At 33.3% G+C, this 22,452-nt stretch carries 20 protein-coding genes and 1 pseudogene; 9 read left to right on the forward strand and 12 right to left on the reverse strand.

What is annotated here, in order from left to right; all coding sequences use genetic code 11:
- Nucleotides 1–37: 37 nt before the first annotated feature.
- From AAGD20_RS03725 to AAGD20_RS03755, 7 genes and pseudogenes are all read right to left on the reverse strand, one after another.
- Nucleotides 38–181 (reverse strand): hypothetical protein, encoded by a 144-nt coding sequence (locus AAGD20_RS03725; protein WP_157905645.1) that lies wholly within the window; start codon nucleotides 179–181, stop codon nucleotides 38–40.
- Nucleotides 182–206: 25 nt separating this feature from the next.
- Entirely contained in the window at nucleotides 207–1,067 is an 861-nt protein-coding gene (gene lpxC / locus AAGD20_RS03730; RefSeq protein WP_341748530.1) for a UDP-3-O-acyl-N-acetylglucosamine deacetylase, read from the reverse strand.
- Nucleotides 1,068–1,583: 516 nt separating this feature from the next.
- Nucleotides 1,584–4,973: a hypothetical protein gene (locus tag AAGD20_RS03735; protein WP_341748531.1), complete on the reverse strand. Its 3,390-nt coding sequence runs from the start codon at nucleotides 4,971–4,973 to the stop codon at nucleotides 1,584–1,586.
- A 16-nt stretch (nucleotides 4,974–4,989) separates the two neighbouring features.
- Nucleotides 4,990–7,428, reverse strand: coding sequence for a VirB4 family type IV secretion/conjugal transfer ATPase (locus AAGD20_RS03740; protein WP_341749443.1), 2,439 nt, complete (start codon nucleotides 7,426–7,428; stop codon nucleotides 4,990–4,992).
- Nucleotides 7,429–7,696: 268 nt separating this feature from the next.
- Entirely contained in the window at nucleotides 7,697–8,983 is a 1,287-nt protein-coding gene (gene serS, locus AAGD20_RS03745; RefSeq protein ID WP_341748532.1) for a serine--tRNA ligase, read from the reverse strand.
- Nucleotides 8,961–9,715: pseudogene (tatC, locus tag AAGD20_RS03750) on the reverse strand (twin-arginine translocase subunit TatC). The gene serS and the pseudogene tatC overlap by 23 nt, the downstream one beginning before the upstream one ends.
- 379 nt (nucleotides 9,716–10,094) lie before the next feature.
- Nucleotides 10,095–10,787: a CvpA family protein gene (locus AAGD20_RS03755; RefSeq protein WP_094648869.1), complete on the reverse strand. Its 693-nt coding sequence runs from the start codon at nucleotides 10,785–10,787 to the stop codon at nucleotides 10,095–10,097.
- Nucleotides 10,788–10,978: 191 nt separating this feature from the next.
- Here AAGD20_RS03755 and AAGD20_RS03760 point away from each other — a divergent pair, with 191 nt between their 5' ends.
- The 5 genes from AAGD20_RS03760 (at nucleotide 10,979) to AAGD20_RS03780 (ending at nucleotide 15,199) form a co-directional block, all read left to right on the forward strand.
- Nucleotides 10,979–11,548, forward strand: coding sequence for a YqgE/AlgH family protein (locus AAGD20_RS03760; protein WP_341748533.1), 570 nt, complete (start codon nucleotides 10,979–10,981; stop codon nucleotides 11,546–11,548).
- A gap of 340 nt (nucleotides 11,549–11,888) precedes the next feature.
- Complete coding sequence (locus AAGD20_RS03765; protein WP_341748534.1) at nucleotides 11,889–12,788, forward strand: TerC/Alx family metal homeostasis membrane protein; 900 nt, start codon at nucleotides 11,889–11,891, stop codon at nucleotides 12,786–12,788.
- A gap of 184 nt (nucleotides 12,789–12,972) precedes the next feature.
- Nucleotides 12,973–13,245, forward strand: a complete 273-nt coding sequence (acpP, locus tag AAGD20_RS03770; protein ID WP_094648866.1) for an acyl carrier protein — start codon at nucleotides 12,973–12,975, stop codon at nucleotides 13,243–13,245.
- A gap of 15 nt (nucleotides 13,246–13,260) precedes the next feature.
- A complete protein-coding gene (fabF, locus tag AAGD20_RS03775; protein ID WP_341748535.1) occupies nucleotides 13,261–14,520 on the forward strand; it encodes a beta-ketoacyl-ACP synthase II in 1,260 nt (419 codons plus the stop codon).
- A gap of 175 nt (nucleotides 14,521–14,695) precedes the next feature.
- Nucleotides 14,696–15,199 (forward strand): CarD family transcriptional regulator, encoded by a 504-nt coding sequence (locus AAGD20_RS03780; protein WP_094648864.1) that lies wholly within the window; start codon nucleotides 14,696–14,698, stop codon nucleotides 15,197–15,199.
- Here the strand turns inward: AAGD20_RS03780 and AAGD20_RS03785 are convergent.
- The gene (locus AAGD20_RS03785; RefSeq protein ID WP_275656722.1) at nucleotides 15,156–15,281 is read right to left on the reverse strand and encodes a hypothetical protein; all 126 of its coding nucleotides are present in this window, start codon (nucleotides 15,279–15,281) and stop codon (nucleotides 15,156–15,158) included. The two genes, AAGD20_RS03780 and AAGD20_RS03785, sit on opposite strands and share 44 nt — an antisense overlap.
- 152 nt (nucleotides 15,282–15,433) lie before the next feature.
- Here AAGD20_RS03785 and AAGD20_RS03790 point away from each other — a divergent pair, with 152 nt between their 5' ends.
- The 3 genes from AAGD20_RS03790 (at nucleotide 15,434) to AAGD20_RS03800 (ending at nucleotide 17,666) form a co-directional block, all read left to right on the forward strand.
- Nucleotides 15,434–16,288, forward strand: coding sequence for a cytochrome c oxidase subunit 3 (locus tag AAGD20_RS03790; protein ID WP_341748536.1), 855 nt, complete (start codon nucleotides 15,434–15,436; stop codon nucleotides 16,286–16,288).
- 170 nt (nucleotides 16,289–16,458) lie between these two features.
- On the forward strand, nucleotides 16,459–16,833 hold the full coding sequence (locus AAGD20_RS03795) for a TrbC/VirB2 family protein (protein WP_094648862.1): 375 nt from the start codon (nucleotides 16,459–16,461) through the stop codon (nucleotides 16,831–16,833).
- Nucleotides 16,834–17,303: 470 nt separating this feature from the next.
- Nucleotides 17,304–17,666 (forward strand): TrbC/VirB2 family protein, encoded by a 363-nt coding sequence (locus AAGD20_RS03800; protein WP_341748537.1) that lies wholly within the window; start codon nucleotides 17,304–17,306, stop codon nucleotides 17,664–17,666.
- 127 nt (nucleotides 17,667–17,793) lie between these two features.
- Here AAGD20_RS03800 and secB read toward each other — a convergent pair whose 3' ends face one another.
- A complete protein-coding gene (gene secB, locus AAGD20_RS03805; protein WP_341748538.1) occupies nucleotides 17,794–18,240 on the reverse strand; it encodes a protein-export chaperone SecB in 447 nt (148 codons plus the stop codon).
- Nucleotides 18,241–18,268: 28 nt separating this feature from the next.
- On the reverse strand, nucleotides 18,269–18,835 hold the full coding sequence (gene dcd / locus AAGD20_RS03810; RefSeq protein ID WP_094648860.1) for a dCTP deaminase: 567 nt from the start codon (nucleotides 18,833–18,835) through the stop codon (nucleotides 18,269–18,271).
- Between the two features lie 18 nt (nucleotides 18,836–18,853).
- Between dcd and AAGD20_RS03815 the strand changes: the two genes are divergently transcribed.
- Complete coding sequence (locus AAGD20_RS03815; protein ID WP_341748539.1) at nucleotides 18,854–18,988, forward strand: palindromic element RPE2 domain-containing protein; 135 nt, start codon at nucleotides 18,854–18,856, stop codon at nucleotides 18,986–18,988.
- Nucleotides 18,989–19,114: 126 nt separating this feature from the next.
- On the opposite strand, the gene AAGD20_RS03820 is transcribed toward AAGD20_RS03815, so the two are convergent.
- Together AAGD20_RS03820 and AAGD20_RS03825 are read right to left on the reverse strand one after the other, a co-directional pair.
- Nucleotides 19,115–20,644: an HlyD family type I secretion periplasmic adaptor subunit gene (locus AAGD20_RS03820; RefSeq protein ID WP_341748540.1), complete on the reverse strand. Its 1,530-nt coding sequence runs from the start codon at nucleotides 20,642–20,644 to the stop codon at nucleotides 19,115–19,117.
- Nucleotides 20,645–20,657: 13 nt separating this feature from the next.
- Nucleotides 20,658–22,415: a type I secretion system permease/ATPase gene (locus tag AAGD20_RS03825; protein WP_094648858.1), complete on the reverse strand. Its 1,758-nt coding sequence runs from the start codon at nucleotides 22,413–22,415 to the stop codon at nucleotides 20,658–20,660.
- Between the last annotated feature and the right edge of the window lie 37 nt (nucleotides 22,416–22,452).

A 22,452-nucleotide genomic window follows, 5' to 3' on the forward strand; every position in this document is an offset into this window, starting at 1 on the left:
ACAAAAAAAATAGCAAAAAAATCGTGAATGCTCACATCTAAACTACAACTGTAGTATTAGATACCAAGCCAGTTTTAAAAGATGTTGCACTATGCGCATCTATTACCGGTTGAACTTGCTTCTTTAATTGTCGAATTTGTTTCTCTAATCCCTTGAGCTTTATATTTTCTTTACTAGCCATATATTAAACCTGAACTGCTGCAAGCCTAAATTTCTCTATTACTAACCCATTGATAGGCAGTAGGATCACTAAATACTTGTCGTAAAAATTGATTGTTCAGAGCATGGCTGGTTTTATAACCAGTGATGTTAGCTATTAGATGCCCTCCTGTAGTATATAAATCTCCGAATAGATCAAGAAGTTTATGCCGCACGAATTCATCAGTATATCTAAGTCCATCATGATTTATTATAATATCTTGATCTATACCTATAGCGTTATCGAGAGATGCCCCACGTGCCAGCCCTTTACTTTTTAAATATTCAAGTTCATGGATAAATCCAAAAGTTCTAGCATCAGCAATATTATTTTTAAAAGATTCATTTTCTGAGAAGAGTAAATTTTGCTTGCCAATAGCTTTACTAGCAAAATCTATTGTCATATCAACTGTCATGCTATGAGCAGGGCTACACACTAACTCGCAATCTTTGTGAATTGCCCTAATTTCTTTTAAGATTTTTAGGTATTTTTTTGGAGCATTTTGTAATTGTCGCCCAGCACATTCTATCATAAAAACAAAAGCTTTACTGCTACCATCCATTATTGGTACTTCAGAACCATCGATTTCAATTATTAAATTATCAATTCCACATCCCCAAAGAGCTGCCATTAAATGCTCTATAGTTGAAACGGAAATATTATGTTCATTTTTTATGGTAGTAGAGAAAGAAGTCTCTGAGACATTCAAACAACTAGCTTGAATAAAATTTATTTCTTGCCGCACATCAGTCCTGACAAAAACAATGCCAGTATTTTCTGCAGCTGGTCTTAAAGTCAACTGAGTAATGTTACCTGAATGAACGCCTACCCCATAACAACTTGCAGGGTTTAGTATTGATACTTGCATTGATAAGTTCTACTTCTATTTTAGAAATTCAAGCTATTTTAATACCTTAACAGATTATATGCAAGTTACATTATGTTACAAAATATTACACTTATACTAGTACTACAGTTGTAGATTGAATGTGAGTGTTCACGGAAAAAAGGTTAAAGTATAAGATGTCATTGCGAGGAGGTTGCCAGACCGACGAAGCAATCCAGAAAAGTGATTAGAAATGGATTGCTTCGTTGACCTTACGGTCTCCTCGCAATGACGCTTGGTGATCAGGTTTTTTTATTCATCACAAAAAAATAGCAAAAAAATCGTGAACACTCACATTCAATCTACAACTGTAGTACTAGATAATCAAGGTTCTTGCAGAGCTTTAAATATAGTCAATTCAGGAGAATTTGGGGGCTAGGAGCGATGGAGCGACGCCTATAAATAATAGGCAAGCATTGAGCGACGACGTCCCCAACTTCTCATCAATTGACTATACTACCCAGTCCTCCTGAATTGGCTATATACTCTCAAAATTTGCTATTGTAATTTTTTTAATTGGTATTTAATAGTAAGATTCAAAACCCCTCCACCAACAACTCCAACATAAATCTTAATATTATTCTTACCATTCCGTAAATGTGGCATCAGATCAAGTTGCGGCAACTTAGTAGATTTATATATATCAGGAGCTTCCGCAAAATCTTCTTTTTTACCAGTTTTAGAAATGTAAACAACACATTTGTCAGCTTGATAATCTCTACATTCTATATCCTTAAACTCATGATTAGGGGGACCAGTATAAATAATTTTATCATTGACTTTAATCATTAAGTAATCATCATAATACGAATCAGCCCCACCTATTGTGAAAGAGGTTAGCATATTAGTATTGGGAACATCAATCTCATAATTTGCCCAATTTAATGTATTTATTAGATAGGCTGTAGAATTGTATGAACCACCAAGTACCAAAGTGCCAATTTTAGTTGAAGTATCATAGCTATTTTTTACAGGAAAATTACTTTTAAAGTCATTTGTATATTTGAAACTAAGACCATTATTCTCTTTACAACCAACTCCCTCCGATAAGGCTTCAAAACCAACGCTTTTAGTAGCTATATTTAATAGGCAATAACGCTGCAGTGGTTTATTCGGATCAATTAATACCCAACCATCCTTGCAAGTACCTTGTGCCAAGTGACCTATTTCTGTATCTGGATCACTTATGTTATTAGACCTCCATGTTGCATTACCACTAATATCAGTCGGGGTAGAAATTGCTTTGCATTTAGGGGCATCAATTGCGATGCAAAGACCCAATTCCTGGGATGTTTTATCTCGGATTGCAGTAGTCTTCTGATCGTATATAGGATAGTCCTTTTCCTTAGAGGCAAAATTGTAATGTTGTCCGGTATTTATCGGATATCCTTGTGATGAGGGTGGATAAACTCTATTATCAGTATCTACAGAGACTTTACATACTTCGACACCTTGTTTACGATTATTTACATAACAATGCACTCTATCACATTGATAAATTGTAATACCCTCCACAGTCTCTTTAGAGTTACAATTAGTAATATTTTTACATAGAGGAAGAAAGTTTTGATATTGGGTGCTTTTTTCCTTGAATTTTAAGCAATCAATGGTATCTGATTCAAGTAGTTTTGCTAGCACGCAATTAGTATTATTTACTCCAGGAATACATTTTTCTATATCTTTTAATTGTAAACAACCATGCGTTGCTCCTTGCAGATATTTACCATTTATATATTCAAGACCTTTCAAATATACCGCATCTGTAATAAGTTTTCCTTCAGTATCGTAAGGAGCCTTGTCGTTTTTGTATTCACCATATATTGTTAAAGGATTCATAGATTTTTTTCCAGAAAACGGCATAGCAGTATATGTAACTGGTGGGGTATTAGAAATATATGCCATGAAGGAAGTAAAATTATATCCTGCTAAATTTATTATTTCTTCTGTCTTTTGTTTCTCAGTTGAATATATCGACAATGGAGTAACAACAGTGCTAGTTAAATCAACCACTTTCCCTTCTTTGTCTAACACTTGGATTGACGCAACAAATTGAGGGGTATAATAGCTATTATTAGGGCAAATCACCTCAGGAATTACCCCACATTTTTGGGTTAAGATTTGGTAGCCATCTGTTACTCTTTTTTCACAGCCAATTAGCTGATCTCCTTCTATTACACAAATAGATTTTGGGTCACGACGAAAACTAGGTTCTAAATCAGTATCTAAAAAAGTATTTCTAACAATTGACACAGCAAAAGACCGCTTCTTGTCATTATTATCGTTGAGATCAAAGAGTTTTTGTAGTTTTAATAAATTGTTATCATCCTGATTTTGTAGCTTAGGAAATTCAATATTAGCATCGATAAACTCACCAATATTGATCCCCCATATTTCTTGACAAGTAGTTTTATCTTTATCCTCTGCCTTCGTGCTGTTACAATCAGGTAAATCATCAACATAGTAACTACTTGGTGTAGAGTGATTGCCTATTTTTTGTGCGTAAACTATTCTAAAGCCATCTTCACAACCATTTTCAGTAATGCTACATTTAAAGTCAATTTTTGTGTTAACGCAAGGTGTTGTATCACCAACTGAACATTTTTTTATTGCATCACGTTGAGCGGTAGCAATATGCATCCTTTTGGCTGAAGAAAATTCACCAAGATTGTTTATTACTACACATTTATCGGTTTTTGTAAGATTTCCTTCCTTTTTACAAAGAGGTACCATATTGTCTAAACTAATACGCACGACATTATGAATAAGATTATTCCTTAATTTAGATACTACACATGGGGCATCTGAAGATTGAACAAATAAACCGTTTTCATTCTTCTTACTGCATACAGATTGGGTAGTGGGGGTAATAACTAATGGGGCTAATTTAGGGCAATATGGTGGCGGGAAAGGACCAAATGGTAATTCAACACAACCAAATTGGTAGTTATCAACAGTGTTATTTAGTTTGCCCAATGCTTCTACTATAGTTCCTGCCGCTGTATATATCCATCCTTGCTCAAGAATATATCCTATCCATTTAACCATTTCTTTTATAACATCAAGACCAGGGGTATTTTCAGCACCCATTATATCTAATAACTTACCTAATAGTGCTGACATAGTTAGATTAGACTTAATGTCTATTAAAAATTTTAGAACTTTTGCCAGAGGGTGTAACTCATCTGTTTTATGAAGAGGTTGTCTTACTGGGTTCCAGTCCAGCGGATCTAAGTGAACTCCGGTAGCTGAAACCAGATTTACTAAACCAGGATCACTATATGCACATAACTTTGGTCTATCAAATTTAAGTGGTTTTCCATCATCTCCCATAAATAATTCGTCATCTTCTGTAAAACCAACATCATTCAAGTGTTTTCCACGAGTATAACCAGGATCTGCTGGCGTTCCTTTTTTGTTAAGATGAGTTGGTGCTACTTCCGGAACGGCAATTCTAGCACAAATTCTGAGTAAAGGTAAGGCATAAGCCCCAGGCCATACTACACATTCACCATCCCAATTTAAAGTAGTGGATTGATTCCAGCAGGCAAATGCATTACAACTTTGAGTTCTTATACGAATCTTTGGGGCAAAATAAGAGCTTTCTTTTGTACGTTCTGCACAATGCTGTAGATAAAATCCAATCCAATTCTCAGGAGGATCAAATTGAACCAAGCAATTATCTACATCACGTCCATCCCGTCTATTCCATGGTGGACATAGAGGGTTTGGCTTTATTGTTCTTTTGATTGTTTTATTCCATATTTCATCTATCGTAGTGTAGCCACAATTGCAAGGATTCTTTAGACATTCCCCAACTGCTTCCCAAGATGCACAACTATTGCTTGAGTAAATCAACAAGAAAAATACTAGATAATATTTTTTTAGCACCAAATTCCTCTTTCAACTAAATACGATTTAATGCCATATACAAAGGATTAATCCAATTATCAGGATGTCCTGGATATTGTTGTAATATTTTTTGATATATTTTTAATTCCTCAGCTCTACAGGATAAAATCTTGATAATACCAATTAAGCTTCCTATACTTAATTCCACAGCAATAGATTGATCGTCTTGGTTTATTAAGAACATTCTAGAAGTAATTGTAAATTTCGATAATTTCTTTATTTCTGATTCATTTAACCCTAAAATTTGCTCTAAATATTGCAATTTTATTTCTGATGGTAAAATAATTTTAGTGTCTGTCAAGTCTAGCCAATTCTGTAACACCCTAGTTTTTATCGATTGCAAATAACTAAAATTAAAATTACTAACCATGATCCCATTATTTTTCATTAATCTATCAGAAATCATTTCTGATATGTTATCAAAATTTTCTGGTCTATACAAGGAATCAAGACTATCTATTACTAATATTTTTGGACTCTTCCCTGTAATAGTTAAATGATAATTAAAAGCATATATTAACCCTACACATAAACTATTATGCTTAGTTAAATTCATTGAGAATGCTTCTAAAAGTTTTCTATCTGTTGGATAAAAACGTTTAATAAAGGATTTTTCAGAAAAAGAATATAAATTAAATCCTATTATATTACCTTCGGATAAAGGAAATTTATCACTATCAAATATACTATCATATAATCCGCCTTCTGCATAATCTGTTAATTTTAGTTTAATTAACTCTCCACCTTCTATTGAAAAATCGATTATTTTTAAAATGGATGAAAAATTACGATCCTTATTATCTAAACTATGAATTTTATCGGCAAAGATTTCTAGAAAAGCTAATTCAATTTCGGTTAGAGGATAAAAAGAATGATTACAAATTATTTTAAGAAATTCAACAATAAAATTTCTTGATTCTAGAGTATCATCTAGTATAAATGGATTTATTAGATTTTTTTCCTTTTCAATCCACTGCCCTTCAATTGATTCAACAAAAATCTTTGAATCATTATTGTTGGAAAGATACAATATTGTTGGCTTATACTTAGTAGCTTCAGAAATCAAAAAATTTGTTAATACGGTCTTGCCAGTGTTAGCTGTACCAAAAATACAAACATTTCCTCTATTATTACTTTTAGCATGAAAATTCATAAAGTAAGGCGTTCCTTTTTCCGTTCTAAGCAAAGTTACCGCTTTACCCCATATGTTATTTTGGCTTCCAGTTGGAAAATTATGTAATGAAGCTAAGGCAGCTGTATTTTCAATAATTGTTGGGGCTAACCTTCTAATATAGGAAAAGTTGCCTGGAAGTTGTGCCCAAAATGTCGATTCTAAGTTTATATCTTCTCGTACATGAACAATTCCAATTTTAGCAAGTTCCCTAGATGCCTGGGCAATTGATTGATCCAATTTGTTCAAGTCCGATCCTATAATAGCAATGGAAATTTGTTGTTTACAAAATTGGTTTGGAATTGAAGCATCAAGATTCATTATCTTATCTATTCCTGTAATCTCAGCAAGCTTAGCATCCTTACTAACTTGTAAAATATAGGCCTGTTCTTCAAATGCTTTAGATACTTCTTTTTTATCAACGAAATAAAATATTTCTGTTGCTATTAATTCTACAGGTAATTGTAGGAATCCATCAAGGGCATCCGATGATACTTCTTGATATTCCTTTATTGAAATAATGGATGCAAATTTTTTACCATGTTGACTTATTACTTCAATCTTATCATTACCAACTGCATATTGATTAGAGGCTAAAGCATTAGATAAATTGGCAATCGGCACTAAACAATATTCCTCGTTAAGATGGACTATTCTGCGATATAAAAACATCAGATCAGAGTAAGATTCCTCTCTTTCAAATCTTATTCCTAACTTTACTGCACCAAAACCTTGCAAATCCAAAAGTATTGTATCAACAGTACTATTTAGTATTTTAAAAACACTATCTAAGTAGTTATTTTGGTAATTGATAAGTTTATCGAAAGACAAAGAAGTTATTAAAGAGTTTAAGTCTTTAACTTTAATGTTATCAGAATCATAAATTATTGAAATATATAAAGTATTAACAAATTTATCATCCCAATAATTCTTTTGTTGCCATAGATTGTGAATATTAGCTGGTAACAATTTATTGTACGGAGTTGTGTCATCTAAATTTGTCTTACGCCGTACCGTATGTATCCAGAATGCAAAACTTTTATTATGAACATTTTTCTTGATAGCATTACGCACTACCTCCCGTAAATTGAATAACTTATCACTAATATTTTCTGCATTAATACCATTTATTTGGATAGTTTGAAGCAATTCCCCATTCTTAGTTAACAAAGTATTTTCATTATAATGACAAGCAATTGGAATGAAATTCTCTGCAGAATTATTATACAAATCCTTATCAATTTTCCTCGAATTGCTAGTTATTTTGAACACCAATGATACCTATTAAATAAACATATATTACTTATATTCTTTTGTTTTTAACATAACTTACCTTACGCATAAACCCTATGACAATTTAAAAGTTTCGGAACGTCATTGCGAGACCACGTAGTGGACGAAGCAATCCACATTCATTAGATTGCTTCGTCGCTACTAAAGTAGCTTCCCGTAATGACGCCAAGCTATTTTCTATATGACTTTCAAATGTCATGCGTAAGGTGAGTAACATAACTATCTTAATCTCTCATACTTAACATTTAGTAGCATGAATTCGCTCTAACCCACCCATATAACTCACTAAAACATCTGGAACCGTTATTGAGCCATCTGCATTCTGGTAATTTTCTAGAATTGCAATTATTGTTCTACCAATTGGTAAACCAGAACCATTTAACGTATGAGCAAAAGTAGTGTCGTTGCTACCAAATTCTTTATATCTAGCTTTCATCCTTCTAGCTTGGAAATCTCCACAATTAGAACAGCTTGAAATTTCACGATATAAATTCTGACCTGGCAACCATACTTCCAAATCATAGGTTTTCTGAGCAGTAAACCCCATATCCCCAGTACAAAGCAACATAACTCTATATGGTAAATCAAGTTTTTTTAGAATAGTCTCAGCAGCATTAGTGATATACTCATGTTCACATTTAGACTCTTCTACAGTAGTTATTGTGACCAATTCAACTTTACCAAATTGATGCATACGTATCATACCTCTAGTATCCTTACCACTACTCCCAGATTCTGATCTGTAACAGGGGGTATAAGCAACATAACGTATAGGTAATTCTTCTCTAGCTATTATAGTATCAGATACCATATTAACAAGAGGTACTTCGCCTGTTGGAATTAGCCTGTAATTATTCACCGTTTCAAACGAATCTTCTGCAAATTTTGGCAATTGACCACTATTATACATAGCAATTGGTCGTACTAAAGATGGAGGAGATAATTCAATAAAACCAAATTCCTCAGTATGAGTATCAATCATAAAATTAATCAATGCTCGCTCTAGCTTTGCTAAATCTCCTTTGAGAGTGACAAATCTACTACCAGACATTTTCGCAGTACGTACAAAATCCATCATCCCTAAACTCTCACCAAGCTCAAAATGCTGCTTAGCTATTACTGGGGATGCTTTGGTGGTAATATCTCCAACTGTTCTAATCAGTTTATTCATACTTCCATCAGTACCGTATGGTACGTCATCCTCAGGAAGATTTGGCAGTACTTCCAGCATATCGTTGAGCTGATGATTACTATTTAATTTTAGAGTCAGTTCTTCTAATTTTTCATTTATATGATCCACATCACGCTTTAGTTCTTCAAATTCCTTACTAGTCTTGTTAGGCATATTACCTAAAGATTTAGATTTTTTCTTTCTTGCATGCTGGAATTGTTGAATGAGATTAGTTAACTGACGCTTGTTTTCATCTAGTTTAGTAATTTTATCGGACATTGGGGCAATCCCTCTTTTGATAAGTAAATCATCAAATTCCTGTTTATTTTCCCTAATCCATTTTATATCTAACATCTAATTTCCTCGGTTTTCTACAAATTTACACATAATAACTGAAGTTTCATATAATAAAAGCATTGGTATTGCAAGGGCAAATTGGCTAAGTACATCTGGTGGAGTCAAAATACCAGCAATAACAAAAATAATTATTATAGACCATCTTCTCTTGTTCACTAAGTCTTTTGCTGTTAATATTTTTAATAAATTTAATATTAGCATAATAATAGGCAATTGAAAGGCTATACCAAAAGCAATAATTAGCTGAATTACTAAATTTAAATATTCGCTAACTCTAGCTTCTAGAATTAGTGGAATAACGACATTATGATCTTCAAAGCTCAAAAAAAATTGCCATGCACGCGGCATAACAAAGTAAAAAACAAAGACACCCCCACACCAAAACAAAATAGGTGCCATAAAGAGGATAAAAGCCGCATATTTTTTCTCATGTGAATATAGTCCAGGTTTTATAAACAAAAAACATTCTATGCTAATAATTGGTATAATCATGATAAAAGAAACAAAAGCCGCAAGTTTTATGTAAGTAAAGAATGCCTCAGTAAGACCAGTATAGATCACTCTTCTTATATTAGCATGACTTAATTCTGCAAGGGGTTCTAATAAAATATTATATATCTCACTGCTAAAATAATAACAAATAATAAAACCAATAATGAATGCAGCAAACACTCGTAAAAATCTAGCTTTTAGCTCTAAAAAATGTTCTTTAAAGGTATATGATTTCATAAATTAATATATTGCTGTAAAAATTTCGCTATCGTAGGTATAGTCAATTGAGGAGAAATTGGTGACGTCATCGCTCAATGCTCACCTATTACTTATAGGCGTCAGTTTAAGAAAATAAAGTAGAAAAGTCGTAATTGCGAGCCACCGTAGGTGGCGTGGCAATCCATTTTTAATCACTTTTCTGGATTGCTTCGTCGACCTTACGGTCTCCTCGCAATGACGGTTTTTCAATTATTATTTTCTTAAACTAACGCTTATGCGTCGCTCCATCGCTCCTACTATCCAATCCTCCTGTATTGACTATAGCCTCCTGGGAGACCACCTGCAATAACTAAAGTAACTCTATATTCGGCTCTTTTTGGTTGCAAAATATAATTAATTAGTCATCTTTTTCTAATTCTTGCGACAATACTTCATCAAGTTCTTGCCTGAGTTCTTCAGGAAGTTTTTCTACTTTATCAGGATATTCATTAGGTTGTGACTTTTTTAAGACATTTGTAGTATCAATAATCTCTGATTTTATGGGTAATTTAATGGATTCTAAACTATTTTGTGGTAGAGTTTTTATAAAATTCTTACTTAACTGATCTAGATAGGGAGTAGTCGTGGATTCTTTAAGCCATTCTGGATATTTATCAATAGTAGTATTTTGCATAACATCTTTTAGCGTTTTTGCTTGTAGATAACTGCCAGAAAAGAAAATTGTTAGGACTAGAAATAGGAATAAACAAATAATCATACCTCTAAATACGCCAACGCCTAGACCCAGAGTTCTATCAACGACTCCGCCACTTATAAAGGCAATCATCAAAAGAAATTTATGGGTTAAGAAAGAGCATACACTCCAAGATATAATATAGGAGATACTCCCAGAGCTAATTGCTAACGCAATATGGTTAATAAAATATCGACTAATGACCTCATTAATATATGAAGATAAGTAATAGGCAAGAATAATTGAAAATATAAAGCCAAGTAAGCTAATAGTAACTTTTGCTAATCCCCTATAAGCTCCGAGCATTGAGGAAGCAGTAATAATTGCCAGTATTGTTATATCAAACCAAGTAAACATTAGACTTTTTAAAAAATTACTTTAGGTTTAGCACAGGTATAGAGTATATTTAATTAGACTTCCTAGATAAGTCAATCGAAAGTCTTTTAAAATTTTTATTGAATAGGTATAATTTAACACTATATGTATCTAAAAGCTAGTATATTAATATAATATATAGACTAAATAAATTTAACAATACAATAAATATTATGAATGAAAACAATAAAATTTTTGATAATTTGTCTGGTAAGGTTTTGATAGCTACTCCTTATATGCTTGATGGTATATTTAATAAATCACTTGTTTATATGCTATCTCATACAGCAGAGGGAGCGATGGGCTTAATTTTCAATAATTTAGTGAATCATATAGAAATAAAATCGTTCTTTAAAATATCTGATGATCAGGTAGGTAATATTATGATGCCTATCTATTTGGGAGGACCAGTTGAGCATGATCGTGGTTTTTTCTTACATTCTGATGACTATAATGAGAATTTATTATTGAAGTTTCAAAATCATTTAGCAGTTAGTTCTAATCCTCAAATCCCTCATGATATTGCTTCTGGTAATGGTCCTAAAAATAGTTTATTTATTATTGGCTATACTTCTTGGAAAGCAGGGCAGCTTGAAGCAGAGATTAAGGATAATTTGTGGATAATAACAGATTGTGATAAAGATTTTATTTTTTCTGGTCGTCCAGAGCATAAGTGGCATAATGCCTTGCAAAATCTTGGTATCAAAGAATCGCACTTTACTTCACGAATGGGTAATGCTTAATATTATACTCACCTTACGCATGGCATTTAAAAGTCATATAGAAAATAGCTTGGCGTCATTGCATCAGCGTCATTGCGAGAAGCCACTTTAGTGGCGACGAAGCAATATATATGTGGATTGCCACGCTCACGTACGTTCGCTCGCAATGACGCTTTGTACTTTTCCGAAATTTTTAAATTGTCATGGGGTTTATGCGTAAGGTGAGTTACTAAGTTAGGAAATGAAAAAATAAGCAATACCGTAAAAATAATGAAAACAGCTATTAGTGGAGCAAAAAAATCTGTTATATTATAGATATAACCAAATTTGGAATAACTATAATAGCTTATAGGAGGAGACTTTGACGTGGATTGTTTTTTGTATAGTGATTGTAGGTTTATTAATCTATGATCTTGGTTTTGCTAACAAAGAAAATAAGGTATTAACCTTTCGCCAAACCATTTATTTTAGCCTTTTTTACTTAATTATAGCATGCCTTTTTGGTGTTTTTATTTTCTTTGATATGGGAAGAGAAAAAGCCCAAGAATATTACACTTGTTTTTTTATAGAAAAAGCCATGTCATTGGATAATATTTTTATTATTTTAATGATTTTCCAGTTTTTTTCTATTCCCTTGATCTATCAACATCGAATATTATTTTTGGGAATTCTAGGTGTCATAGTGTCTAGAGCTATAATTATATATTTAGGGGTCATTGTTATCTCAAAATTTTCTTGGTTATTATATGTTTTTGCAATTATTCTTATAACTACAGGTATAAAAACTTTTTATCTATCAAATAAAAATTTAAAAGTGCAAGAATCGTCTATTTATAGAATTCTACAAAAATACTTTAGCATTACCCCCAAAATCTCGGGTTACAAATTTTTTGTTAAAACTAGCAAAGGTATCAGCATTACTCCTCTTTTTGCATCATTAATAATGATAGAAGTTATGGATATTGTGTTTGCCATTGATAGTATACCAGCAATATTTGCTATCACTAAGGATCCTTATATAATTTATACTTCTAATATTTTTGCCATATTAGGTCTGCGTGCCTTATTCTTATGCTTAGCTAATGTTGTTAAGCAATTTAGTTATATAAAATATTCGCTAGCATTAATATTAATATTTATTGGTATAAAAATATTCGCTGAACATGTTATTGATATTCCATCTTATACTACACTGGCTATGACAATTATTCTTTTGTCTCTTGGCATTATTATCTCTATTATTAAGAAAAGGCGTATGTAATTTGGTTTATTAATATTGTAAAGAATAAAATTAATAATATTATATCCCTTTAAATGCTGAGATTTATAGGCAATGCTAAAATCTTGTTTATTTTCCACTGGCATAAAATATATTTTTATGCTAGAAGTTTGAAATTGTTGTATCGATTTATTCGAAATTTAATTTATGTTATGAGGTTCTAACTATGGATGAAAATATTGCACAAAATACTGTCGATCAAGATACTATCGAACAAGATATTATTGAAATCGTTGCTAATACATTAAAAGTAAAAAAAGATTTAATCACCCCTGAATCTAGATTTGTTGAGGATCTCAAAGCAGATAGTTTAGATATAGTTGAATTAATGATGGCAATAGAAGCAAAGTATAAATGCGATATACCAGATGATGATGCTAGTAAAATTCTAACCGTTGCTGACCTTATACAATACGTAATACATCATAAAAAAAATTAATCATAAGCTATAATTATGTCAACTAGAAGAGTCGTTATAACTGGTATTGGATTAGTCACCCCACTGGGAGTTGGGGTGAAACCCTCTTGGAATGGTATCATAGAGGGGCGTAGCGGTATTAAGGCAATTACCGGATTTGATACTTCTAACCTTGCTTGTAAAATAGCTGGTATTGTGGATCATTCAACTGATAGCGGCTTTAATCCGGAAAAATCTATTGACCCTCGTAATGTACATAAGATGGATTTATTCATCCAGTATGGTATCGCAGCAGCTACTGAAGCAATCGAGGATAGTGGATGGCAAGTACAAGATGAATTATCAGGAGATAGAACAGGTTTAATACTCGGTTCAGGAATCGGTGGACTTAAGATGATCGAAGAGACGTCAGTAAAGTTTCATAAAGAAAATAATGGCAAAGTTAGTCCATTTTTTATTCCAGCCTCCTTAATCAATCTCCTTTCAGGTCATGTTTCCACTAAATACGGATTTACTGGGCCAAATCAAGCAGTAGCAACAGCCTGCTCCACTGGGACTCATGCCATAGGAGATGCTACGCGGATGATTCAATATGGTAATGTGGATGTTATGATTGCTGGCGGAGCTGAAGCACCGGTTACTCCGGTTGGAGTGGCGGGATTCGTTGCTGCAAGGGCGTTATCTACTAAATATAATTCTACCCCTGAAACTGCATCAAGACCCTGGGATCAAGAACGTGATGGATTTATAATGGGGGAAGGAGCTGGAGTTGTAGTACTGGAAGAATATGAGCATGCTATTAGTAGAAATGCTAAGATTTATGCTGAAATTGTTGGATATGGTTCTACTGGAGATGCTTATCATATGACTTCCCCTCACCCTGATGGAAGAGGTGCTTATAAAGCTATGTTTAATGCTCTTAAAGATGCAAAAATTGATGCAAGTATTATTGATTATATCAATGCCCACGGGACTTCTACCCAGGTTGGTGATACTATTGAGTTGCTAGCTGTCCAAAGATTATTTTTGGATGCCAACCCGAAAGTTCTTATGTCGTCAACGAAATCATCTATCGGTCATTTGCTCGGAGCAACTGGTAGCGTAGAGTTAATATACTCAATTCTTGCCATACAGGATCAAATTGCTCCACCAACTCTAAATTTACATAAACCGATACCAGAAGTAAAAATAGACTTAGTTCCTTTAGAAGCTAGAAAGGCAAAAATTAATTACGTACTTTCTAACTCATTTGGCTTTGGTGGAACTAATGCAAGTTTAATAGTTAAGAAAATATAATAAACTATATTCAATGGCGGCATCTTTAAATTTTATAACTTCTACTTTATTATTTTTCCAAAATATGTTATAATCAATGTTGTGTTATCATCTTTAGTATAGTGAGTTTGCAAAAGAACTAATAGTTAATTCAGTTGACTATAATCTAAGTTTTTATAATGGATAAGGAGTAAGCATGTCAACATCATCTGAATTTAAAGTAGGAGAAAGAATTGTATATCCATCTCATGGAGTTGGAGAGATAATAAATGTAGAACAGCAAGTGATAGCTGGTACTGATATTAGAGTTTATGTAATATCGTTTCCCCAAGACAAAATGATTCTAAAAGTACCTGTAAATAGAGCAACTATTTCGGGTCTTAGAAAACTTGTTAGCAAAACTGACCTGACTATAATATACTCAACACTTCAAGGTAAAGCTAAGCAAGGTAATAGGATGTGGAGTAGAAGAGCACAAGAATATGAAAGTAAAATAAATTCTGGCAATATAGTAGCTGTGGCAGAAGTGGTGCGAGATCTCTACAAAAACGTTGATAGTGATAGGTCTTATAGTGAAAGAACAATTTATGAATCAGCATTAAATAGACTCGCTGGGGAACTTGCTATTCTTGAAAACATAAATCCTGATGAGGCAATTAATAAATTAATTGAAGTATTGAAGGATAAACTCGCTGCATAACGATATAGTCAATTGATGAGAAGTTGGGGACGTTGTCGCTCAATGCTCGCCTATTACTTATAGGTATCGCTCCTAGCCCCAAATTCCCCTGAATTGACTATAATCGGATTTATAACGTTGCTAATTCAAGTTAATTCACTATAGAATCGCTAAGTACCAAAAGACTATTGTTGATATTTATAGAAGATAGCATAGAATATACCAAGCAATAAATTGTTTATGAGTCTTTAATTTATGTTACATGGGTCTATTAAAAATAATAGTTTTGTTTCTGTACCAGGAAAACAGCATCCATTCCATCTTGTCGATCCCAGCCCTTGGCCCATTCTGACTGCATTTGCCTTATTGCTTTTAGCTATTGGTAGCATAATGTTTATGCATCAATATCGATTTGGAACATATGTTTTTGGAGTCGGTATTCTTTCGGTGATTTTTTGTTTATCTTCCTGGTGGAGAGATGTAATTAAAGAGGGATTAATTGGAAAACATCATACTGAGCCAGTAAGAATTGGCTTAAGGATAGGTATGGCATTATTTATCTTGTCAGAGATAATGTTTTTTGCAGCATTTTTTGGATCCTTTTTTAACGCAAGTCTTTTTCCTGTAGGATTGCTAGATGGTGTATGGGTAGTAAAGCCTGGTATATGGCCTCCTGCATCTATTCAAACATTTGATCCTTTTGACATCCCTTTTATTAATACATTGATTCTTTTATTATCTGGTACAACAGTAACATGGGCACATTATGCTGTTGAGGAAAATAATCAGAAAGATTGTGTAACAGCTCTTGGTTTGACCATAATATTGGGGATATTTTTTAGTTTAATGCAAGCTTACGAATATCATCATGCAACTTTTAAATTTAAAGACGGTATCTATTCTTCTAATTTTTATTTAGCAACCGGTTTTCATGGTGTTCATGTAATAATTGGCACTATATTCTTAACTGTTTGTTATTATAGAGCACGAAGAGGTGATTTTGTTAAAGGCAATGGTCATTTAGGTTTTGAATTTGCCGCTTGGTACTGGCATTTTGTCGATGTAGTATGGTTATTTTTATTCACTTTTATATATGTTCTTGGGAAATAAATTTTTAAATTAACTAATTTGTAGAAATTGCGACTAAAACAACACGTAAGACTTAATTTCTCAGCCATTCTTTAACTAGATTAGCCCCATCCGTAGATTAATCCTTGAATTGTAAAAAGCTAGCATATAGAATCAACGACATGTCTAATAATTCGTTAATGAGGTAAAATATGAATGTTTATAAACCATATTTGGAACAATTTGATAGTAACTTTGTCTGGCGTTTGCTGTTTGTTCTTTGCAGCGTTGCTCTAATTATTGCAGTATCAGATGCTTTTGCTGCTGATCCTCCTGCTGGTGGTGGTAATACTACTTCTGATCCAGTAGGTACAGTGTTGTGTAATATGATTAAAATATTTCGTGGAAATACGGCTCGTGGTATAGCAGTTATTGGTATAGTTGTACTAGGAATTCAAACTCTCAGAGGACAATTAAAATGGGAAGTTGCACTAGTTATTGTGACTGGGGTTATAATATTGTTTAAAGCTCCTGAAATTATAAATATGGTAGCTGGTACAGCCACTGATGCAGAAAAATGTGTATAATGGTAGCAAGTGGTACAGCATAAAAACGTCATTGCGAGCAATAGTGAAGAACGACGAAGCAATCAAAAAAAAGATTAAAATGGATTGCTTCGACCATTACATGGTCTTGCAATGACGTATATGCACCCCAAACGTCATTGCGAGGAGTGCTAAAGCACGACGAAGCAATCCATGAGAATTAGTATAGATACATCAAGACTATATGGATTGCTTCGTAGGCTCACGCCTCCTCGCAATGACGTTTTTATGCTGCTTAATACTTATAGAATAAAAATTGTAGGGTATGGGCTATAAGTCTCGTTTAGAATTATACAAACTACTCTCCATATATGGCTAAAACAGCACATAAACCTTTATTCCTCAGTAATTCTTTAATTAGATATTCCGCTTTATATTAAATCCTTGAATTTTAAAAGGCTACAGTATAGAATCAGCTGCATGTTTAAATAATTCATTTAACGAGGTAAAATATGAATATTTATAGACCATATTTGGAACAATCTGATAGTAACTTTGCCTGGCGGTTACTGCTTGTTCTTTGCAGCGTTGCTGTAATTATTGCGGCATCAGATGCTTTTGCGGCTTCTAGTGCCGATCCAGTAGGTGCAGTGTTGTGTAATATGATTAAAATATTTCGTGGAAATACGGCTCGTGGTATAGCAGTTATTGGTATAGTTGTACTAGGAATTCAAACTCTCAGAGGACAATTAAAATGGGAAGTTGCACTGGTTATTGTGACTGGGGTTATAATATTGTTTAAAGCTCCTGACATTATAAATATGGTAGCTGGGTCAACTGATGCAACATGTGGTATCACAGAGATTGCTAAATAGATAAAAAAGCGTTATCCACAGTATCGTTTTAGCTCTAGCGGCTCTCCAACAAAATCTTATTAGCGGGGAGCCGCTTTTGCTAACCTAAAGCAATATAGGGAAACTTATAGTATTGACATAGCTATAGTTAATTTTCACTTTCTCGCATTTTCTTGTGATATAAAGCACCAAAATCAATTGGATCAATCATCAATGGCTGGAACCCTCCATCCTGCGTTACATCCGAAATAATTTTTCTGGCAAATGGGAAAATCATTGCTGGACAGTGAATTGCTAATATCATCTGGTGTTGATCTTTCGCTATATTAATCAGGTTAAAAACCCCTGCATATTTTAGGTCTACTATAAATAGCTTATGTTTTTCACTCATTGCTTTAGCTTCTATACTTAATTCTACCTCATAAAAGTTTTCTTCAGGTAAATTAGAAATATTAAGGTCTAGGAACAAATCAATTTGTGGATTACGTTCCAAAGATACTAAAGATTTTGGAGCATCTGGATTTTCAAAAGATAAATCCTTTATGTATTGGGCGTTAATAGCGATATGTGGCATCTCTTGTTGATTAGAGTTCATAACAAATAGTCCTTTTATATTAAAATTTTTAAGTTATTGGCAAGGTAACACCTTGCTGTTTCATATATTTCCCATGACGATCAGCATAAGATGTATTACAAATTTGATCGCCTTTTAAAAATAAAAATTGACACGCTCCTTCATTAGCATAAATTTTTGCCGGTAATGGAGTAGTATTAGAAAATTCTAATGTTACATGTCCTTCCCATTCAGGTTCTAATGGTGTTACGTTAACAATTATACCGCATCTTGCATAGGTTGATTTACCAACACAAATAACTAATACATCTCTTGGAATCTTAAAATATTCAATTGTTCTTGCTAAAGCAAAACTGTTTGGTGGAATAATACAAACATCAACCTCTCTATCTACCAAGCTGCATTCAGTGAAATTCTTGGGATCAACTATTGCCGAATTGATATTAGTAAATATTTTGAATTCTTTTGAGACTCTTGCATCATAACCATACGACGATAAACCATAAGAAATAATCCTCTCTGAGTTATTTAATTTAACTTGTGTATCAGTAAAAGGTGTAATCATATCATGGTTTACACACATTTTTCTTATCCAATTATCAGACATAATGGTCATATATAATTACACATAATTATGGTTAAGTTTCCGAATATAGTCAATTCAGGAGAATTTGGGGCTAGGAACGATGGAGCGACGCCTATAAGTAATAGGCGAGCGACGAGTGACGACGTCCCCAACTTCTCATCAATTGACTATAAATCTAAATAATATAGTAAAAAGTTAGAAGCACTAAGTGTTTTTAGAATATTTTTTTTTAAAAATTTCAGCCATAGTAAATTAGCAAGACCAGTACTCGGACTCAAGATTATTTACAATGGCTGTAATATAAGGTTATCATTTTTCTTTAAATGCTCTGAACATAGTGTCAGTAATAGGATCAAGTAGATATCTTAGAAGAGTTCTTGTGCCAGTGACAATTTGAACTTCCACCTGCATGCCAGGATGGAGTTCTAACTTTCTAGCTTTTGCAATCTTATTAAATTCCTCCATATCAATCTCAATTATAGCAACGTAAAAAGTCTCTGGAGTTTGTTGTGCTTGAGTTCTGTCTTGGACAGTGTCAGGAGATATTCTAACGACTTTACCAGTAAATAATGGTGTTGTTCTAGATTTAAAAGCACTAAAGCGAATCTTTGCTAACAAACCTTCATGTACTGAATCTATGTTTTTTTGTGGAACTTTTGCCTCTATTATCAAAGTATCATTAGTTGGAGAAATTTCTACAATCGGAGTAGTGTTGTTAGGAATTACTCCGCCTATTGTATGAAAGTGCAATACATTGATAATACCATCAACAGGAGACGTAATAACTGTACGACTTAATGAGTCCTTATAAGCAGTAAACTGCTCTTTTAGATGAGATACTTGTCCTTGAGCATCTTTTAATTCAGTCAGAGTATCCTTTGTATATTTATTCTGTAGGTTAATAATACTAATCTCACACTCTATAATAGTATGTTTAGTAGCCGCAATGTCACTTTCTGTCATAGCTATTTCACTTTTAAAGTTAGCTTCCTTAGCTTCAATTTCCAATAAAGCAGCTTTATTAGAAAAACCTTTATCATGTAATGTATTTATTGCTTTTAAACGATCCCTAATAACTTCTAGACTTTTGACATTGGCAATCTTTCTAGCTTGCATACCTTCAATTTTTTTATTTAATTGCTCGATCTTTTGATGCAAAGCATTTTTCTCACTTTTATACATTTCCTTTTTGGAATAAAATAAGCTTTCTTGAGTATGTATAACCCTTGCTACTTCAGGTAGATCCATGGCATCTGTTAATAATTTGGGAAACTCAATTTTGTCTTGATTATCTCTCTCAGCCATCAAGCGACTTTCTGCTGCTAAAGCGTGCCTATATTGGCTTAAAGTAATTTCGTACTGCGATTTAATTTTTGTATCTTCCAACTTTATTAATTTATCACCCGCCTTGACTTTATCGCCTTGTTTAACAAAAATATTAGCTATAATTCCACCCTCCTGGTGATTAATTATTTGCTTATTACTATATGTTACCAGAACGCCCGATGCCCCAGCCGCACTATCAAGAGGAGCAAAACTTCCCCATATTCCTCCAACTAACACAAAGCAGATTATTATAGCTACTCCAAAGAGAATTGGAGCTCTAGCAGTTTGTACTACATCATTGCGATCAACATCATTATTTTTGGTAACAAAATTAACAAAACGATCAAGATAATATAATGTATTCTGAATTGTCTTAGAAATACCTACTACTATCTTTTGTGATAGAACACCCCCCTTTGTTTTTTTCGAGTGTATCAAATCATTTTGTAGCGATAAGAGCTGTTTAAGTTGCTCTGCTGTAAATGTCGGCTTATTAGTTGGCTTTTCTTCCATAATACTTAAAACTTTATTCGTTAATGTGAATTGCACCGTTTTGTAACAGTTTAACTCGATTTTGCAGCTCTTCTTGAGTACCATAAAGAGCTACGGCTCCATCTTGTAATACCAATATCTTATCTACCACTGATAATACAGAAGGTCTATGAGAGATAACAACTACAGCAATACCCCTAGCTTTTGCTTGCTTTAAAGAATTTGATAAGGCTATTTCACCCGCCTCATCAAGATTAGCATTGGGCTCGTCTAAAATAATTAATTTAGGATTACCATAAAATGCTCTAGCAAGACCAACACGTTGTTTTTGTCCACCAGAGAGATTAGAGCCAGCTGTTCCAATATCCGAATCATAACCATCTGGTAATCTTAAGACCATTTCATGAGCTCCAGCAATTTTAGCTGCCTCAATTACTTTTTCTGGATCAGCATTTTCAGCCATCCTAGCTATATTCTGTTTTATGCTACCACTAAATAATTCTATCCCTTGTGGCAAATATCCTACATGCTTACCAAAATCTTCTCTATTCCAGCGATAAATTTCCCCGCTATCAAGTCTAACAGTTCCTGATGCGGCTTTCCATACCCCAACTAGAACTTTAGCTAAAGTTGACTTACCTGCAGCAGAAGGTCCGATAACTGCTAATACTTCTCCAGGCTGAACAGCAAAAGATACACCCTTTAAAATATATCTTGGTACTGGAGGTTGTGGCATATATGGAGGGACTGGAAATGAATAATAAATATTTTCTACAGTTAAATGTCCTTCAACATTTGGAATTGGCATTGCTTCTTCTCTTGATTTATAAGAAGCAAATAACTGATTGATATTTTTATAAGATTTTATGGCACTACTCATACTTTTCCATAACTCAATAGCATTATCGAAAGGAGCTAGAGCCCTCCCAACTATAATAGAACTCATAATCATACCACCAGTAGTCATATCTCTTCCTGAAGTACTAACAACCACATAAGCACCAATACCAGTTACAAGCATTTGCATAATATTACGAATAAATCTGGAAAAGTTAGAGATAGCACCATTACGATAACTAGCAACGGATTGTTTCTCCAAAGCAGCAATATTAAATTGATGCCAATTTGCCGTGACATTTTTCATCATCCCCATAGCTTCTACAACTTCTGAATTCCTATTAGCAATATCAGCTTGGGTCATACCCTTTATCGAGAATTCAGTAGCCTCACCAAGAGTTCTATTAGTTGCGGCAGCATTAAAGAAAGCTGTAGATACGATAATAATAGCACCAACTAATGTTAAAATCCCAATATATGGGTGAATTAAGAAAATTACTACTATATAGACAACACTCCAAGGGGCATCAAATAAAGTATTAATACCAGTACTAGTTACAAAAGTTTTTATTGTTTGAAAATCACGAAGTAATTGGCTAGCACCAGTATTAGTACGAGTTGCAGCAGCTGAAATAGAGTGACCAAAAATTACAGGAGCAACTGTTTTGTCCAGCCATTCCCCAACTTTAATTAAAGTGAATGATCTAGCAATTTGTAATAACCCATAAATAAAATAGATTGTACCAATAATAATGGACAACCACATTAATGTCCATATGTTACCACTTCCTATAACTCGATCAAGAACTTGTAATGAATAAAGAGGGGTTATCAACATTAATAAGTTAATAACAAACGCGAAACCAAAAACTATCCAAAAAGCAATCTTGCACTTTTCAAGAGCACTATTTAGAGGGTTTGCTACTTGAGTTGCTAATGCACTATTATTTTTCATATTACCATTATTATATCATATTATTTTACTATATAGT

The organism is Candidatus Tisiphia endosymbiont of Sialis lutaria, from assembly GCF_964026535.1.
GTDB lineage: Bacteria > Pseudomonadota > Alphaproteobacteria > Rickettsiales > Rickettsiaceae > Tisiphia.

Bases quoted from the DNA above. Each gene is read 5' to 3' on its own strand.
- fabF (WP_341748535.1), top strand. From the start codon at position 13,261: ATGTCAACTAGAAGAGTCGTTATAACTGGTATTGGATTAGTCACCCCA.
- AAGD20_RS03790 (WP_341748536.1), top strand. From the start codon at position 15,434: ATGTTACATGGGTCTATTAAAAATAATAGTTTTGTTTCTGTACCAGGA.
- AAGD20_RS03755 (WP_094648869.1), bottom strand. From the start codon at position 10,787: ATGTTTACTTGGTTTGATATAACAATACTGGCAATTATTACTGCTTCC.
- AAGD20_RS03780 (WP_094648864.1), top strand. From the start codon at position 14,696: ATGTCAACATCATCTGAATTTAAAGTAGGAGAAAGAATTGTATATCCA.
- AAGD20_RS03815 (WP_341748539.1), top strand. From the start codon at position 18,854: ATGGTTAAGTTTCCGAATATAGTCAATTCAGGAGAATTTGGGGCTAGG.
- AAGD20_RS03795 (WP_094648862.1), top strand. From the start codon at position 16,459: ATGAATGTTTATAAACCATATTTGGAACAATTTGATAGTAACTTTGTC.
- AAGD20_RS03825 (WP_094648858.1), bottom strand. From the start codon at position 22,415: ATGAAAAATAATAGTGCATTAGCAACTCAAGTAGCAAACCCTCTAAAT.
- acpP (WP_094648866.1), top strand. From the start codon at position 12,973: ATGGATGAAAATATTGCACAAAATACTGTCGATCAAGATACTATCGAA.
- dcd (WP_094648860.1), bottom strand. From the start codon at position 18,835: ATGACCATTATGTCTGATAATTGGATAAGAAAAATGTGTGTAAACCAT.
- AAGD20_RS03800 (WP_341748537.1), top strand. From the start codon at position 17,304: ATGAATATTTATAGACCATATTTGGAACAATCTGATAGTAACTTTGCC.
- AAGD20_RS03820 (WP_341748540.1), bottom strand. From the start codon at position 20,644: ATGGAAGAAAAGCCAACTAATAAGCCGACATTTACAGCAGAGCAACTT.
- lpxC (WP_341748530.1), bottom strand. From the start codon at position 1,067: ATGCAAGTATCAATACTAAACCCTGCAAGTTGTTATGGGGTAGGCGTT.
- AAGD20_RS03760 (WP_341748533.1), top strand. From the start codon at position 10,979: ATGAATGAAAACAATAAAATTTTTGATAATTTGTCTGGTAAGGTTTTG.
- AAGD20_RS03725 (WP_157905645.1), bottom strand. From the start codon at position 181: ATGGCTAGTAAAGAAAATATAAAGCTCAAGGGATTAGAGAAACAAATT.
- secB (WP_341748538.1), bottom strand. From the start codon at position 18,240: ATGAACTCTAATCAACAAGAGATGCCACATATCGCTATTAACGCCCAA.
- serS (WP_341748532.1), bottom strand. From the start codon at position 8,983: ATGTTAGATATAAAATGGATTAGGGAAAATAAACAGGAATTTGATGAT.